Source organism: Polaromonas sp. P2_G11 (assembly GCF_056403595.1).
Genome location: NZ_JBFUFE010000002.1, coordinates 460,253 through 476,510, shown reverse-complemented (window position 1 = coordinate 476,510; position 16,258 = coordinate 460,253). Strand labels below are relative to the sequence as shown.

Below are 16,258 nucleotides of genomic sequence, written 5' to 3'. Positions count from 1 at the left end.
ATGGCGGAGATCTCGCGGCAGGAACTGCTCGCGCTGCGGCAGGCCAGCCAGCGCCTTGTGCCAACCGCCCCGCCTGGGGCCTCAAATTTCAAACGCGTCGATCAGGCCGTGCAGTGGTTTGGCGCCGTGCAGGCACAGGAATATGCCCACGCCCGCTGGGCAGTTGGCTCGCGCCTCGCAACCGCTGCGGCCATCACTGACGCGTCGATTGAACAGGCACTGTCCCAACGCAAGGTGGTCCGCAGCTGGGTCCTGCGCGGCACACTGCACCTGGTAGCGGCCGCCGACCTGCGCTGGCTGCTGGCCCTGGCCGCGCCGGCTTTGCTGACCCGCACCGCGGCAGCCTACCGTGAGGTTCAGCTGGATGAGGCGGCCTTCCGCAAAATCCTTCCGGCCCTCCGGCAGTGCCTGGAAGGCGGCCGGCAGCTCACACGCCTGGAACTTTTTGCTGCGCTCGCGCAGCATCGCGTCAACACTGAAGGCCATCGCGGGGGGCGCATCCTGTACCGCGCGGCCCAAGTTGGGCTGATCTGTCTGGGCGATCCGCGCGGCAAGCAGGCCACCTACACACTGCTTGATGAATGGCTGCCTCCCGGACTCGAAGCAGGCAAGGAGCTGCCTCGCGAGGACGCACTCAAACAACTGGCGCAGCGCTACTTTGCCAGCCATGGCCCCGCCACTCTGGCCGATTTTTCCTGGTGGTCAGGGCTGGCCGCCGGCGAAGCCAGGGCGGCGCTGGAGATGGCCGAAGCCGGCCTGGCACAGGCACTGTTTGACGGGAACACCGTGTGGTGGTTCAAACGCACGCCTTTACCGCCGGCTGGCAAGCCCGCGCTTCAATTACTCGCCGGCTTCGACGAATACGTGCTGGGCTACACGGACCGCAAAGCCATCATCGACAGCGAACACGCCGGCAAGCTCATGACGCCCAATGGCCTGTTCCGCCCGGCGCTGCTGGTCGGTGGGCGCGTGGCCGGCACCTGGCAGGCGGAGGTAAAAAAAGGCGCGCTCAGTATCAGCACAGCGCCCTTCGCGCCGCTGCCGCGCGGCAGCGCCGGCGCACTGCGGCTTGCCGCTCAACGCTACGCGGCTTTCACTGGCCTGCCGCTGGCAGAAGTTCACTGACGAAAAGCGCCGGTCTCACAAGGGTTTACCCGGCCGAACTTTATTGCCAAGCGCAAGTCAGCACATTACTCAGGTATAGCATTGCCGGGTGCATTTGACATGCCCCAGCGCTACTATCTCCCAGTCATCCGGCCCATCCTTCCTTCAAATATTGAGGAGCGCATCCATGGCAAAACTGAACGTCAACGGTACCGTGCGTGAGTTTGAAGTGGAGGACGACACACCGCTGCTGTGGGTCATCCGAGAACAGCTCGGGCTCACCGGCACCAAATACGGCTGCGGCATCGCGGCCTGCGGCGCCTGCACCGTGCACATTGACGGCGTGCCTACACGCAGTTGCGTGCGCCCCGTCTCGACGGTGAGTGCGAACGAAAAAATCGTGACTATTGAAGGTTTGTCGCCGGACGGCTCGCACCCCATACAAAAGGCCTGGGTTGCGCTGGACGTTCCGCAGTGCGGCTATTGCCAGTGCGGCATGGTGATGACGGCGGCGGCGCTGCTCAAGGCCAAACCGAACCCGACCGATGCCGACATCAATGAGGCGATGACCAACATCTGCCGCTGCGGCACCTACAACCGCATCCGCGCCGCCATCAAGGTTGTTGCCGCAGGTGGCAACACCAAAAGCGCGGCGCTCGCCATTCAGCACACCGACGGGAGCACGACATGAGCGCCATCCCCCTGCCCTCCGCAAACCCTCTGCGTCTCTCGCGCCGCCGCTTCCTGGCCTCGGGCGCCTCGGCCGGCCTCATCGTCGGTTTTCACATTCCGTTCGCCGGCACGGCGGCGGCCCAGGGCGCAGCCTCGCCGGAGATCAATGCCTGGGTCGTTGTGCGCCCCGACGACACAGTGGTCATCCGCATCGCCCGCTCTGAAATGGGCCAGGGCAGCCTGACCGGGCTCGCGCAACTCGTGGCAGAAGAACTGGAATGCAACTGGGCCAAAGTCACCACCGAATACCCGACACCCGGTCAGAACCTGGCGCGCAACCGGGCCTGGGGCAACTTCTCCACCGGCGGCAGCCGCGGGATCCGTGAATCGCACGACTATGTGCGCAAGGGCGGCGCCACCGCCCGAATGATGCTGGTGCAAGCCGCAGCCGATGAATGGAAGGTGCCGGCGGCCGAATGCACAGCCGCCAGCAGCGTGATTACTCACACGCCATCGGGCCGCAAAACCACCTACGGCAAAGTGACGATTGCGGCAGCCAAGGTGGCGCCCCCCACCGAGGTCAAGCTCAAAGACCCGAAAGACTGGAAGCTCGTGGGCAAGCGCCTGGCAAGGCTGGACACGCTGGACAAGGTCACCGGCAAGCAGGTGTACGGCGCGGACCTGAAACTGCCCGGCATGCTCAATGCGGCCATCAAGGACTGTCCGGTGTTCGGCGGCAAGGTCAAGAGCTTCAATGCCGCCGCGATTGAAAAGCGCCCCGGCGTGAAGAAGGTGCTGGCGGTCGGAGACAGCGCGGTGGCCGTCGTGGCCGACACCTGGTGGCGCGCCAAGACCGCACTCGACGCGCTGCCCATTGAATGGGACAACGGCCCCAACGCTTCAAATTCCAGTGCCGGCGTGGCCCAGATGCTCAAGGCCGGGCTGGACGCGCCCGACGCAGCTGTCGGCAATCAGAACGGCGACGCCAAAGCAGCGCTGGCCTCAGCAGCCAGACGCATCGAAGCGGTGTATTCCTACCCGCACCAGAACCACGCGACCATGGAGCCCATGAATGCGACGGCACGCTGGACGCCCGAGCACTGCGAAGTCTGGACGCCCACGCAAAACGGTGAAGCGGCTCTGGCGGCCACCTCGGAAGCGGCAGGGCTTCCGGCCGGCAAATGTGAGGTCTACAAAATCCACCTGGGCGGCGGCTTCGGGCGGCGCGGCGCGGTGCACGACTGGGTGCGCCAGGCCGTGGACATTGCCAAACAAATGCCGGGTGTGCCGGTCAAGCTGTTGTGGTCGCGCGAAGAAGACATGCTGCACGGCCGCTATCACCCGGTCACGCAGTGCAAGCTGCAGGCCGGACTGGACGCGCAGGGTAACGTCACCGCGCTGCACATGCGCATTTCGGGCCAGTCCATCCTGGCCGGCGTGGCGCCGCAGAACGTGCGCAACGGGCTGGACCCGGTGCAGTTCCAGGGCCTCAACGCACCAGGACCTGAAGCCTCCATTGGTTACAGCTTCCCCAACCTGCTGATCGACCATGCGATGCGAAACCCCAGCGTGCCGCCTGGCTTCTGGCGCGGCGTAAACCTGAACCAGAACACGATTTACCTCGAGTCCTTCATCGACGAAATCGCAGTTGCCACCAGGCAGGACCCGCTGGCCTTGCGGCGCAAGCTGATGACGAATCACCCCAAGCACCTGGCCGTGCTGAATGCCGTTGCCGATCGCGTCAAGTGGAACGTGCCGCCGCCCGACGTCGGCGGCCAGAAGGTCTACCGGGGCCTGGCCCAGACCATGGGCTTTGGCAGTTACGTGGCGGCCTGTGCCGAGGTGTCGGTGAGCAGCGATGGCGTGCTCAAGGTCCACCGCATCGTAGCCGCCACCGACCCGGGCTATGCGGTCAACCCGCAGCAGATCGAGGCGCAGGTCGAGGGCTCCTTTGCTTACGGCCTGTCGGCGGCGCTGTTCGGCGAATGCACACAAAAAGACGGACGTATGGAGCAGGACAACTTCAGCACCTACCCCGTCGTGCAGATGCAGCACATGCCGGCGGTGGAAACCATCATCGTCGCCTCGGGCGGGTTCTGGGGCGGCGTCGGCGAACCGACGATCGCGGTCGCCGCGCCCGCCGTTCTCAATGCCGTGTACGCGGCGACGGGCAAACGTATACGTGACCTGCCGCTGAAGAATCACGACCTCAAGAAAGCATGAACCGGCATGGTGCCATCGCCGGCGGGTTGATGATGCTGGCGCCCTGGACCGGCTTCGCGCAGCAACCCGTCCCGCCGCTGCAGGTTGTTGGCGACGCAATACCCCAGGCGTTGACGACAACGCCCGGAGACGCAGCGCGCGGCCGTGCCATCGTCGCGAGCCGCCAACACGGCCTGTGTCTGCTCTGCCATACCGGCCCCATTCCCGAAGAGCGCTTCCAGGGAAACCTGGCGCCCGACCTGGTGGGCGCGGGCACGCGCTGGAGCGAAGGCCAGCTGCGCCTGCGCATTGCCGACGCGCAGCGCCTGAATCCGGCCAGCATCATGCCCGCCTACTACCGCAACGACGGCCTGGTGCGCGTAGGTACGGCCTGGCAGGGCAAGCCCATCATGAACGCCCAGCAAATTGAAGACGTGGTGGCCTTTCTGCTCACGCTGAAGTGACCTCATGACCACAGCAGGCCGTTTTATTTCTTTTAATCGGCGCCATATTCTGGCGGGCGCGGCCAGCATGGGCCTGAGCGTCGTTTTGCGTCCCGCAGCGGCGCAGGCCGGTGAGCTGGCGGCAGCGGTGGCGGCCTATACCCAAAGCGCTCCGGTACGAGCGGGCAAAATCAAGCTTGATATAGCCGAGCTGGTCGACAACGGCAATGTGGTGCCCATCACCGTCACGGTCGAGAGTCCCATGACGGCGGCCGACCACGTGAAAAGCATTGCCGTCTTCAACGAGAAAAACCCCCAGCGCGATGTGGCCCGCTTCACGCTGGGGCCTCGCTCCGGCAAGGCCAGCGTGACAACACGCATACGCCTGGCTACCTCACAACAGCTTGTGGCCGTCGCACAGATGAGCGACGGCAGCTACTGGTCGCACACCGTCAATGTCATCGTGACCCTGGCGGCTTGTATTGAAGGCGATACGTGAGCCCCCACGGTCGCTCACTTCGTGTAGCTCCCTGCCCCCCAAGGGGGCCGCTGCGCCTGCGGTCTGGCAAAGCCAGTCCCGCGGCCCCTGCTGGCGAAGAAAAGAGCCCCCACGGTCACTCACCGCCTCTCGCCTGCAGTTCCCTGCCTCCTTCGCGGCGTGGCTCTTTGGGAGATCACTGATATGACTCGCACGCTCATCAACGCACCCGCCAGCGCCATACGCGGTGAAGTCATCGAGATACGCGCGACCATAGGCCACCCGATGGAAACCGGCTTTCGCGCCGGTGAGGACGGCAAGGTCCTGCCGCGCAACATCATCAAGACCTTCAGCTGCCGCTACAACGGTGAACTGATCTTCAGCGCTGAGCTGTTTTCGGCTGTCTCAGCCAATCCCTACCTCGCCTTCCATACCGTGGCGACCGACAGCGGCACGCTGGTGCTTCGCTGGGAAGGCGACAACGGTTTTGCGCAGACTGAAAGCATCAACCTGGCCGTCACGGGATGACGCGCATCCCCGCGGGCCTTTTGTCTTTCGTGCTGGCATGCCATGCCGGCGCACAGACCGCGCCGCCAAAAGACCTTCGCCGTTCAGGCTTTGAGGACATGAGCGCATCCACCCAGGCCATGCAGAAAGACGATGCGCTGAATCCCGGCATGTTGTGGGTCAAGGACGGCGAAGCGCTGTGGAAGCAGCCAACAGGTGCCAACGGAAAGGCGTGCATCAGCTGCCACACAACGCCGGACAGCATGCGCGGCGTGTCGGCGCGATACCCGGCGTTTGACATTCAACTCGGCCGGCCCATCACCTTGAGCCAGCGCATCAATCAGTGCCGCCAGCATCACCAGCAGGCCGCACCGCTGCGCGCCGAAAGCCAGGATCTGCTGAGCCTGGAAAGCTATGTGGCGCTGCAGTCGCGCGGTCTGCCGGTATCGCCGCCCGATGATGCCCGGCTGGAGCCTTTCCGCCAGCGCGGGCAGCAGCTTTTCGCGCAGCGCATGGGCCAGCTCAACCTGTCCTGCGCGCAGTGCCATGACGGTTTGGCCGGCAGGCGTCTGGCCAGCAGCCTGATTCCCGAGGCACATCCCACGGGCTACCCGGTGTACCGTCTCGAATGGCAGACGCTGGGTTCGCTGCAGCGCCGCATCCGCGGCTGCATGAGCGGGGTGCGTGCCGAGCCGTTTGCCTATGGCGTGCAGGAGCTGGTGGAACTGGAGCTTTACCTGAATGCCCGTGCAAAAGGCATGGCAATGGAGACGCCGGGCGTGCGGCCGTGATTTGAGCGGCAGTACTGCGGGTGCTATCAATTACATAGCATATTGAGCAAATCCGGCGAAGGGCTGCTGCGCTTTTTATCATCTCAAAACCGGACCCGTGCCGTTCGGGTCAGTGCCGGCTTTCCGTCACATGAGGCTTATGCCGTCACACGACCTGGGCCGAGTGAGGAAGGCGCCTCCTGCTGCCAGCGTCGAGGGCACAAAGAAAACCCGGCTCCAAAGCGCGAATGCCTGAACAGTCGAATTGGCACACAAGTTGCTGATCGCCAGATGTCATCAGCCGCTTCCCCGCTTTCAATCCTGTTGATGGTTGCCAATGCAGCCTTCAGCCCTTCAGGAGCACTCCATGAAACGTCGTCACGTCCTGGCCGCCGGCATCTCTGCCCTGACCGCTCCAGCATGGACAAGCGCCCAAAGCGCCTGGCCTTCGCGTGGGCCGATCAGACTGGTCGCGCAATTCCCACCGGGCGGTCTGGTTGATACCGTGTCACGCATGATGGCGCCGCACCTGTCACAGGCGCTGGGCCAGACCGTCGTGGTGGAAAACCGCGCGGGTGCGGGCGGCCTGATCGGCACCGACTACGTGTCCAAGCAGCCCGCCGACGGCTACACCCTGCTGGTCAGCCATGCGTCGGTGCACATCTATGCCACAGCCACCCGCAAAGTCATGCCCTTTGACCCGGTGAATGATTTTTCTCACATGGGCATGCTGGTTGAAGCGCCCATGGTGCTGCTGGTGCGGGCGCAGTCGCCCTTCCAGACGCTGGAGCAATACCTGGCTGCCGCCAGAACCCGGCCTGTGCGTTATGGCTCATCGGGCATCGGTTCTGCCAATCACTTGTTTGGTGAAATGCTCAAGATTGAAGGCAAGGCGCCCCAACACGACCACATCCCCTACCAAGGCAGCGCACCGGCCATGCAAGACCTGCTGGGCGGGCAGATCGACAGCCTGCTCGATCCCATCACCACCAACGTGGCCCAGCTCAAGGCCGGGTCCCTGCGCGCGCTGGCTGTCTCCACCCCCAGCCGCCTGCCGGCACTTCCCAACATTCCGACTTTTGCCGAGCTCGGCTTTCCCAAGCTGACGGGGTCCCAGTGGTTGGGCTTGTCAGCACCCAAAGGCCTGCCTGCGCCCGTACTTGCGCGGCTGACGGCACTGATCCCTGAAATTCTCGCCAAACCGGACATCGCAGCCAGACTGGAAGAAATTCAGACCCTGCCGCGCAAGAATGCGGTGGTCGGCACCGAGTTCGTTCAGTTGATCAATTCGCAGATCGACACCTGGCGCAGCGTGGCCAAGCTGGCCAACGTCGAGGTGATAACATGATTTTTCCGGCAACGACAGCCGCAGGAGCACCCTGATTGAACAGCACCAAGGCCTTTTCCAGCGATACGGCAAGCGCTGCCGATGTGGTCAATGAGTTTCTCCGGCTCATCATGCTTCCTGACCCGGTGGCCGCCAGCCGGTTCACGGCACCCGGCATGAAGATTCTTTTCACCGGTGGCCGGGCCATGAGCGCCCCCGCTGAGTGCACCAAATTTAATGCATCGCGCTACAAATGGGTGAAAAAAAGGATTGAGCGCACCGAAACGGTTGCCGCCGGCTCTAGCGGCTCCGCCCCCGACGAAGCGGTGGTCTACAGCCTGGGAACCCTGTATGGAGAATGGCCTGACGGAACGCCTTTCGAAGGCAACCGCTATGTGGACCGCTATGTCGTCAAAAGCGGGCTGATCACACACATGGACGTGTGGAACGACAGCGCCGAATGGCTGCTGGTGCGGGCAGGCCTGGCTGTGCTGTGATCAGCTGATGGCGGCAAGCTACAGCGGCGCCCTGCCGACGCACAATCGCTTTGACTACCAGGCGATCAACCAGCGCAAACCTTATCGTTGGCCCAACGGCGCTGGTCTGGCTGTCTACCTGGGTTTCAACATCGAGCACTTTGCCTTCGGCGAGGGCATGGGTGCCACCATCGGCCCGGCCAGCCCGCAGCCGGATGTCCTGAACTACAGCTGGCGCGAGTACGGAAACCGCGTGGGCAGCTGGCGCTGCCTCGAGCTGTTTGACAGCCTGGGCCTGCCGGCGGCCGCCCTGATCAACACCGCACTGTATGAACACTGCCCCGAGCTGGTGGCTGCCTGCGTAGCGCGCGGCGATGAACTGGTCGGCCATGGCCACACCAACGCCGAACGCCAGGCCGCCATGAGTGAAGCGGACGAAAGCAGCCTGCTGGTGCAGTGCCGCACGCGCATGCAACAGGAGAGCGGCCAGTCCCCCGCCGGGTGGCTTTCACCGTGGATTTCGGAAAGCCTGCATACCCCTGACCTGCTCGCTGAAAGCGGCTACGGCTACACCCTGAACTGGTGCCACGACGACCAGCCGCTGCCAATGCGCACCCGCAGCGGAAAGGCTTTGTGGGCCGTGCCTTACCCGCAGGAACTCAATGACATCCCGATGATCATTGCGCGTCAGATGGACGGCAAAGACTTTGCGCAGATGATCATCGATCAGCTTGATGAGATGCTGGAGCAATCGCAGGCCAGCAGTTCAGCACCACTGGTGATGGGCATTGCACTGCACCCCTACATCGTCGGCCAGCCTTACCGCCTGCGCCACCTGCGGCGCGCGCTTCAGCATGTCGCCGCCGCACGTGACCGGGGCCAGGTCTGGATGAGCACGCCGGGCGATATCTTCCGGCACGCCGTACAGATGGCCGCGTGAGCGGCCCCTGAAAGAGGCGCTCGTGTGCGCGCCGGAGCGCGGGCAGAGGCTTTTGCTTATTACGCGCAGGAGCTGGTGGAGCTTGAGCTGAATGTCCGCGCGAAAGGCACAGCGCTGGAGTCGCCCGGTGTACGCCCTGAGGTTCACGTAAAGCGAGTTGGCTATTAAATTGATAGCTGTTTGCGCAGTATTTACTGGCCTTGCAGTCAATTTTTACTTCGGTATATCGGGTATTGAGCCTCTGCCGCACCGCTGGCCGCGTTTTGCCGGGCAGCCGGTGCCGAAAACTTTCGGCATGCGGCCTTTGGTTATCATCCACTTCGGAGTGGAGTTCGACATAACAAGAGGGGCAGGCGCCATGTTCTACTGGATTTACGACATACCCAACTGGGTGCTGGCGCTGCTTTTTTGCGCCGTCTGCCTGGCCTACACGTGGGGCGGTCTGCTTCTGCTGCGGCCGTTGGTGCGCAAGTGGCTCGGTCCGCAGCCAGACGCCAATGACTTTGTCAGCTATTTTCTTTCGGCCTATGGGGTGTTCTACGGGCTGATGCTGGGTCTGATCGCGGTTGCCACCTACCAGAACTTCGCGGATGCGGAAAAAGCCGTGGGCAAGGAGGCAACCGCCATTGCGGCGCTGTACCGCGATCTGTCGAACTATCCGGAGCCAGCGCGCGCCACGCTGGAAGGCGGGATGAGGGACTACGTACGCTTTCTGATCGACGAAGCCTGGGCTGAACAACGGCAAGGAAGGCTGCATCCTGGTGGAACCACGCGCGTTTCAGACATTCACCGCCAACTGCTGTCATTTGCGCCCGCCAGCCGGACACAGGAAATCCTGCATGCCGAAACACTGCGGCAATTCAACAGCTTTCTGGAGGCCCGGTATGCGCGCCTGCAGATCGTCAGCACCTCCCTCTCGGGTGTGCTGTGGTGGGTGGTATGTCTGGGTGCAGCGCTGAACTTTTCGCTGCTGTGGCTGTTTTCCATGGACCGGCTGGCGCTACACCTTGTGCTGTCGGGCATCCTGGCGACTTTTGTCGGCTTGATGCTGTTTTTCATCGCCGCGATGGACAACCCCTTCCGCGGCGAAGAGAGCGTTTCGCCGGAAGCCTTGAAGCTGATTCAGGAGCGGCTGATGCCGTCCCCGCGCTAGCGCCGCGCCGGCGCAGATCAATGCAGCTGCCGTGTGCCACCTCCGCGGCCATGGCAACCCTCAGATCGACCAGTTGATCTGCCCAAACAGGCGCATGAGTCTGGCCTGCCGCGTCATGCTGAATTGCCCGACCCAACCAATCCGGCCCAGCAGGTGTGATCGAAAATCGGCAAGCCCGTCCTTGTTTTGCGAGGCTGGCCCATGCAGCACGCTTTGATGCAAACACGCTTTCAGCCGGTCGAAATCATCACGCGGAACATTTGGTCGCACATTGACCACGACTCCGGTCACGCGCTGCCGCTGATGCCGGGGCAGGCAACGCGTCTTGTCCGGATGCAGGGTAAAACCTTCGTCGCGAACGATCTCTGCAACCCAGGCGTGCAAGGCGCGAAACTGCCGTCGCAGCGACTCGGGGCCTGAAAATACCAGGTCATCGGCATAGCGCGTATAGCTCGCGCCGAACACCCAGGCCAAGCCTTCAAGCCGCAAATCGAGATTGAAAGCACAGAGGTTGGCCAGCGCCGGGGAGGTGGGCGCGCCCTGCGGCAAATGCGCGGAACCAAGGCGCTTGGCCCCTATCCAGTCAAGCCCGCCATCGTCGCGCAGACGCTCGATCACCATCCCCGCCGTGCGGTGTGTGCAGAGCGCGGTGAGACTTCGCGCCACGCCTTCGGGGTAACCCAGCGTGCGCCAGACTGCATTGATCTGGGCCGCCCCTACGCTGCCAAAGAAATCCTGCAAGTCAAAACGGATGACCACGGCTTGCCCGACGTGAGCTGCCGCATGGGTTTTGACTGAGCGGCCGACGGTAAAGCCGTGCGCGGCTTCATGCACCGGCACCTGACTGAGCAGCGTATGCAGGATGTGACGTTGCACACGCTTGAGTTCTGCCTTGGGCGTCTCCAGCAAACGCAGGCCACCTGTCTGCTTGGGCTGCAGGCTGTAGCGATAGTGTTCAACAACTGCCGGCGTCGCCGGAGCCAGCCAGCGCAGTTGCTCGCGGGAGAGCTGGAGCCAGCGCGCCAGATCGGCATCCGTAGGGATGTCGGGCAAGACACAAGCTTCCAGCCCCAACGGCCGGGGGCGCATCACCGCCGGTCGCAGGATTAACCGGCGAATTCGCGGTGGCCTTTCCGGCTCGGGGTCATCCCGGTCATCGCTTGGCTGCGAGGCTTGCGGCTCACTGGAGTCATTGGGCTCTCCGTCTTCGTCGTCGTCCTCCTCCCCAAAGGCCAGATCAAAAGCATGCGATGCCTCCAGCCGCCGCGCCAGCGAAGTGACGTCAAATTTTTGCCAGGTGATGGTCGAAAGCAAGGTCAGCGGTTCCAGTAACTCCCGAAGCCACGCGGGTCGCTGCCCGAGGGCTGCTGCGGCCCTTGCCTGAAGGGCGCCCAAGGCAGTGCCGCCCGCCTTGTCCGCGTCGGCGAGCAGTGCGCGAGCCAGGCCGCGTGCAATCAAATGTCGGAAGCTGGCTTCGCGCATGGAATTGGGTTGACGCCGGCATCCCAACCAGCAGGTCATGCGTGAGCTGGGTGCGCAGAATGCGCAGTCCGCTCACGCGCCGAAATCGCAAAGTACAAAAAAACCATGGGGGTACCCCATGGCGCGGACAGGCAGCAACGAATCGCGTCCCGCTCGCAACACTTGGAATGCTGGCGTCGTCGAAATTCTAATGGCTTGCCCTCGGCAACGAGCTGTTGTCCCGCGCTGTGAAGGTGCCAAAACAACAGGGAATGCTTTAGATGTACGTCTACGCGGCCCGCACATGTCAAAAAGAATGCCAACCAAGAGAACGCAACGCGCTATCAATTCAATAGCTGCTTGCGCTCACCTGATAAGGGTCAGAGGCATTCTTACCTGCAGATCGGTTATGGGAAGCACTAGCGCATGCAAGGCTCCAGCTAAACGTCGGCCTTGGGTTACGCAAGGCTTTTCCAGGTCGCGTTCAAACTTCAGCAATAAGAAAGCCGCGCAGCCCTTCAGGAATCTGCGCGGCCAGCTACTGATTTCGTAGCGCCTCTGGCAACTTTTCAGCGTTACTTTCGCGTTGGCGGCAAATCGGTGCAACTGCCGTGCGCCACTTCCGCCGCCATGCCGATGCTTTCGCCCAGCGTCGGGTGCGGGTGTATGGTCTTGCCGATATCGACGGCGTCGGCACCCATCTCAATGGCCAGTGCGATCTCGCCGATCATGTCGCCGGCATGCGTGCCGACAATGCCGCCACCCAGGATCCTGCCGTGGCCGTGCGCCTCAGGGCTGTCGTCAAACAGCAGCTTGGTGAAGCCTTCGTCGCGGCCATTGGCGATGGCGCGTCCGGAAGCCGTCCAGGGGAACAGGCCCTTCTTGACCTTGATACCTTCGGCCTTGGCCTGGTCTTCCGTGAGGCCGACCCATGCGACTTCGGGGTCGGTGTAAGCCACGCTGGGGATCACGCGGGCGTTGAAGGCTGCACTGGCCAGTTCCTTGTTGCCTTGCAGTTCACCGGCAATGACTTCGGCAGCCACGTGTGCTTCGTGCACGGCCTTGTGCGCCAGCATGGGCTGGCCCACGATGTCACCGATGGCGAAGATGTGCGGCACGTTGGTACGCATCTGGATATCGACCGGAATGAAGCCGCGGTCGGAGACCGTGATTCCGGCTTTTTCGGCAGCCAGTTTCTTGCCATTGGGTGTCCGGCCCACAGCTTGCAACACCAGGTCATAGGTCTGCGGGGCCGGGGCGCTGCCGCCTGCCTCCGCGGACTCAAATGTGACTTCGATGCCTGCCTTGGTGGCCTTGGCGCCCACGGTTTTGGTTTTGAGCATGATGTTGTCAAAACGCGGTGCATTCATCTTTTGCCAGACCTTGACGAGGTCGCGGTCGGCGCCCTGCATCAGGCCATCCATCATTTCGACCACATCGAGGCGTGCGCCCAGCGTGGAATACACGGTGCCCATTTCGAGGCCGATGATACCGCCGCCCAGGATCAGCATGCGCTTGGGCACCTCTTTAAGCGCCAGCGCCCCGGTGCTGTCCACCACGCGTGGATCGTTTGGCATGAAAGGCAGGCGTACAGCTTGCGAACCAGCTGCGATGATGCAGTTCTTGAATGCGATGGTCTGGCTCTTGCCGGTTTTTTCCTGGCCTTCGGCACCGCTGGTTTCTTCAACCTGCAGGTGATTGGCGCCAACGAACTGGCCCAAACCGCGCACGACGGTGACCTTGCGCATCTTGGCCATGGCCGTCAGCCCACCGGTGAGCTTGCCGACGACCTTTTCTTTATGGGTACGCAATTTATTGATGTCGAGCTTGGGCTCTCCAAAACTCACGCCGAGGGCGTCGAAATGCTTGACCTCGTCCATCACGGCGGCCACATGCAACAAGGCCTTGGAGGGAATGCAGCCGACATTCAGGCAGACGCCGCCCAACGTGGCGTAGCGCTCTACCAGCACAACCTTCAGGCCCAGATCGGCGGCACGGAAGGCGGCGGAGTAGCCGCCAGGGCCGGCGCCCAGCACCAGAACGTCGCAGTCCAGGTCGGCCGAGCCGGTGAAACTGGCCGCAACCGGAGCTGGTGCTGCGGCAGGACTTGCTACAGTTTTAGGAGCTGCTTGCGCAGGTGCTGCGGGCGCTGCAGCCTGCTTTTGTGCCGCATCTGTGGCGGGCGCAGCGGCGGCACCGGTGCTTTCCAGCGTCAGCACGACGGAGCCTTGCTTGACCTTGTCGCCCACCTTGACCTTGATGTCCTTGACCACGCCGGCCGACGAAGACGGGATTTCCATCGAGGCCTTGTCGCTTTCAACGGTGATCAGGCTCTGCTCGGCCTTGATGGTGTCGCCGGGCTTGACCAGCACTTCAATGACGGACACTTCGTCGAAGTCGCCGATGTCCGGTACCTTGATGTCGATCACAGGAGATGCACTCATTTGGAGGCTTTCAATTTAAGGGTGAATATGTCGACGGGTCCGGCGGAGTTCTTGTCGAACTCGCAACCCGCATTCAGGCCGGCCATGGCCACTTCGCGTGCGGTCTTGGCCTTGTCCCACGCGGCATGCATGGCGCCGAGCGCAAAGCTGCGGCCTGAGCCGATGCCCCAGAATTCCTTGAATTCAAAAACTTCACGGTAGCTGTAAAGACCGTAAATGCCGCTGGCATTGGCGATCACCACGGTGAACTGGCTGGACTCGTAGGGATCGTTGTCGTCTTCCTTGGTCTGCAGGAAAAACGTTTCCTTCAGCATGGGGTGCAGCTTGACGAAGGTGTCGAACACCTCGTCGCGCGAGCCCAGCTTGAGCTGCTCTTTGGGCAAGGCCGCCATGGCCTTGCGCAGCACCGGAAAATGCGCCACCGTGCCGGCCATGCCCACATAGCTCATGCCCGCGGGCGTGTCGACCTTGAATATCTTGCTGTTGGCTTCAAACCGGTGGCCCAGGCTGGTGTCGCCGAAGGTCACCAGCGTGTCGGCCGCAATGGCGACCTGCCCCGCCTTTTTGACGACTACAAGTGTTGTCATGGTTCCGCCCCGTTTAGAGGAGGACGCGGCGGAAGTCGGCGAGGATTTGGCCCAGGTAAGCGTTAAAGCGCGCAGCGCCTGCGCCGTCGATCACCCGGTGATCCCAAGCCAAAGACATCGGCAGCATCAGGCGCGGCTGGAAGGCCTTGCCGTCCCACACCGGCTCCATCTGGCTCTTGGACACGCCGAGGATGGCGACTTCCGGCGCGTTAATGATGGGCGTGAAGTAACGCCCGCCAATGCCGCCCAGTGAAGAGATGGTGAAGCTGGCGCCCTGCATTTCGGCTGGCGTCAATTTACCGTCACGCGCCTTCTTGGCCAGCTCGCCCATTTCCTGGCTGATCTGCAGCACGCCTTTTTTGTCGGCGTCTTTCAGCACGGGAACGACCAGTCCGTTGGGCGTGTCGGCAGCAAAACCGATGTGGTAATACTGCTTGTAGACGATCTGGTCGCCGTCGAGCGAGGCATTGAACTCGGGGTATTTCTTCAGGGCCGCAACGCTGGCCTTGATCAGAAAAGCCAGCATGGTGACTTTCAGCCCGGCTTTTTCGTTTTCCTTGTTGGTCGAAACGCGGAAGGCTTCCAGTTCGGTGATGTCGGCATCGTCATGGTTGGTGACGTGCGGAATCATCACGTAGTTGCGCAGCAGGTTGGCACCGCTGATCTTCTTGATGCGCGACATGTCCTTGCGCTCGACCGGGCCGAACTTGGTGAAGTCAACTTTTGGCCATGGCAGCAAATCGAGCCCTGCGCCGCCGCCCGAAGATGCGGGTGCTTTGGCGGCCTGCGCCTGGGTGCGAACGCTGCCGTCCATCACCGACTTGGTGAAGGCCTGGATGTCGTCTTGCGTGATGCGGCCTTTGGGGCCGCTGCCTTTGACTTCTGCCAGTGGCACGCCGAGTTCGCGCGCGAACTTGCGCACCGAGGGCGATGCATGCGGCAGGTTGCCCTGAGGCGCAGTGGTGGGGTTATGGGCCGGCTGGCTCGCGGGAGCAGATGAGGTTGCCGGTGCAGGGGCAGCAGCAGATGCCGCGGCAGGCACCGCAGCGGGGGCCGGTGCGGGCGCAGGCGATGCGCTCACAGCCGCAGAACCTTCCAGGATGGCCAGCAGGTCGCCGATGTTGACAACGTCGCCCATCTTGACCTTGAGCTCCTTGAGCACACCTGCGGCGGACGACGGGATTTCCATCGAGGCTTTGTCGGACTCGACGGTGATCAGCGACTGCTCAGCCTTGATGGTGTCGCCGGGTTTGACCAGGACTTCAATGACGGACACGTCCTTGAAGTCGCCGATGTCGGGCACACGGACTTCCACCGGACCGGAGGCTGCCGGGGCCGCTGCGGGTGCAGGCGCCGACGCTGCTACAGATTTGCTAGCTGCTTGCGCTGGCGCAGCGGGCGCTGCAGCCGGTTTTTCTGTTGAAGCCGGGGCGGCTTCGGCGCCGGACACTTCCAGCGTCAGGACCACGGAGCCCTGCTTGACCTTGTCGTCGAGCTTGACCTTGAGCTCCTTCACCACACCCGCGTGGCTGGAGGGGATTTCCATGGAGGCCTTGTCGGACTCCACGGTGATGAGCGACTGCTCGGCCTTCACGGTATCGCCGGGCTTGACCATCAGCTCAATCACCGTCACTTCGTCGAAATCCCCGATATCAGGAACTTGAATGTCTACCACTGCCATATTCTTGTCTCCG

The 16,258-nt window shown here is 62.8% G+C and carries 15 protein-coding genes; 11 read left to right on the top strand and 4 right to left on the bottom strand.

The genetic code is table 11. The features are described from left to right. From AC1DWQ_RS08765 to AC1DWQ_RS08715, 11 genes are all read left to right on the top strand, one after another. Positions 1-1,125, top strand: a complete 1,125-nt coding sequence (locus AC1DWQ_RS08765; RefSeq protein WP_477669279.1) for a winged helix DNA-binding domain-containing protein — start codon at positions 1-3, stop codon at positions 1,123-1,125. A gap of 166 nt (positions 1,126-1,291) precedes the next feature. Continuing rightward, positions 1,292-1,795, top strand: a complete 504-nt coding sequence (locus tag AC1DWQ_RS08760; RefSeq protein WP_477669278.1) for a (2Fe-2S)-binding protein — start codon at positions 1,292-1,294, stop codon at positions 1,793-1,795. Beyond that, a complete protein-coding gene (locus AC1DWQ_RS08755) occupies positions 1,792-3,999 on the top strand; it encodes a xanthine dehydrogenase family protein molybdopterin-binding subunit (RefSeq protein WP_477669277.1) in 2,208 nt (735 codons plus the stop codon). Before AC1DWQ_RS08760 ends, AC1DWQ_RS08755 begins: the two co-directional genes overlap by 4 nt. Then, positions 3,996-4,442 (top strand): sulfur oxidation c-type cytochrome SoxX, encoded by a 447-nt coding sequence (gene soxX, locus AC1DWQ_RS08750; protein WP_477669276.1) that lies wholly within the window; start codon positions 3,996-3,998, stop codon positions 4,440-4,442. The genes AC1DWQ_RS08755 and soxX overlap by 4 nt, the downstream gene beginning before the upstream one ends. A 4-nt stretch (positions 4,443-4,446) precedes the next feature. Further along, positions 4,447-4,920, top strand: a complete 474-nt coding sequence (locus tag AC1DWQ_RS08745) for a SoxY-related AACIE arm protein (protein WP_477669275.1) — start codon at positions 4,447-4,449, stop codon at positions 4,918-4,920. A 183-nt stretch (positions 4,921-5,103) separates the two neighbouring features. Further along, positions 5,104-5,427, top strand: a complete 324-nt coding sequence (soxZ, locus tag AC1DWQ_RS08740) for a thiosulfate oxidation carrier complex protein SoxZ (protein ID WP_477669274.1) — start codon at positions 5,104-5,106, stop codon at positions 5,425-5,427. Between the two features lie 98 nt (positions 5,428-5,525). Beyond that, a complete protein-coding gene (gene soxA / locus AC1DWQ_RS08735) occupies positions 5,526-6,197 on the top strand; it encodes a sulfur oxidation c-type cytochrome SoxA (RefSeq protein WP_477669273.1) in 672 nt (223 codons plus the stop codon). Positions 6,198-6,543: 346 nt separating this feature from the next. Continuing rightward, entirely contained in the window at positions 6,544-7,524 is a 981-nt protein-coding gene (locus AC1DWQ_RS08730; protein WP_477669272.1) for a Bug family tripartite tricarboxylate transporter substrate binding protein, read from the top strand. 110 nt (positions 7,525-7,634) lie between these two features. Continuing rightward, positions 7,635-8,000, top strand: coding sequence for a nuclear transport factor 2 family protein (locus AC1DWQ_RS08725; protein WP_477669614.1), 366 nt, complete (start codon positions 7,635-7,637; stop codon positions 7,998-8,000). A gap of 7 nt (positions 8,001-8,007) precedes the next feature. After that, entirely contained in the window at positions 8,008-8,919 is a 912-nt protein-coding gene (locus AC1DWQ_RS08720) for a polysaccharide deacetylase family protein (protein ID WP_477669271.1), read from the top strand. A gap of 358 nt (positions 8,920-9,277) precedes the next feature. Next, positions 9,278-10,072: a bestrophin-like domain gene (locus AC1DWQ_RS08715; RefSeq protein WP_477669270.1), complete on the top strand. Its 795-nt coding sequence runs from the start codon at positions 9,278-9,280 to the stop codon at positions 10,070-10,072. Between the two features lie 60 nt (positions 10,073-10,132). Here the strand turns inward: AC1DWQ_RS08715 and AC1DWQ_RS08710 are convergent, their stop codons facing one another. The 4 genes from AC1DWQ_RS08710 to aceF form a co-directional block, all read right to left on the bottom strand. Continuing rightward, the gene (locus AC1DWQ_RS08710) at positions 10,133-11,554 is read right to left on the bottom strand and encodes a reverse transcriptase family protein (protein WP_477669269.1); all 1,422 of its coding nucleotides are present in this window, start codon (positions 11,552-11,554) and stop codon (positions 10,133-10,135) included. A gap of 554 nt (positions 11,555-12,108) precedes the next feature. Further along, the gene (lpdA, locus tag AC1DWQ_RS08705; RefSeq protein ID WP_477669268.1) at positions 12,109-13,977 is read right to left on the bottom strand and encodes a dihydrolipoyl dehydrogenase; all 1,869 of its coding nucleotides are present in this window, start codon (positions 13,975-13,977) and stop codon (positions 12,109-12,111) included. Further along, positions 13,974-14,564: an Ntn hydrolase family protein gene (locus AC1DWQ_RS08700; RefSeq protein ID WP_457280579.1), complete on the bottom strand. Its 591-nt coding sequence runs from the start codon at positions 14,562-14,564 to the stop codon at positions 13,974-13,976. Before AC1DWQ_RS08700 ends, lpdA begins: the two co-directional genes overlap by 4 nt. 13 nt (positions 14,565-14,577) lie before the next feature. Continuing rightward, on the bottom strand, positions 14,578-16,245 hold the full coding sequence (gene aceF, locus AC1DWQ_RS08695) for a dihydrolipoyllysine-residue acetyltransferase (protein ID WP_477669267.1): 1,668 nt from the start codon (positions 16,243-16,245) through the stop codon (positions 14,578-14,580). Positions 16,246-16,258 lie beyond the last annotated feature (13 nt).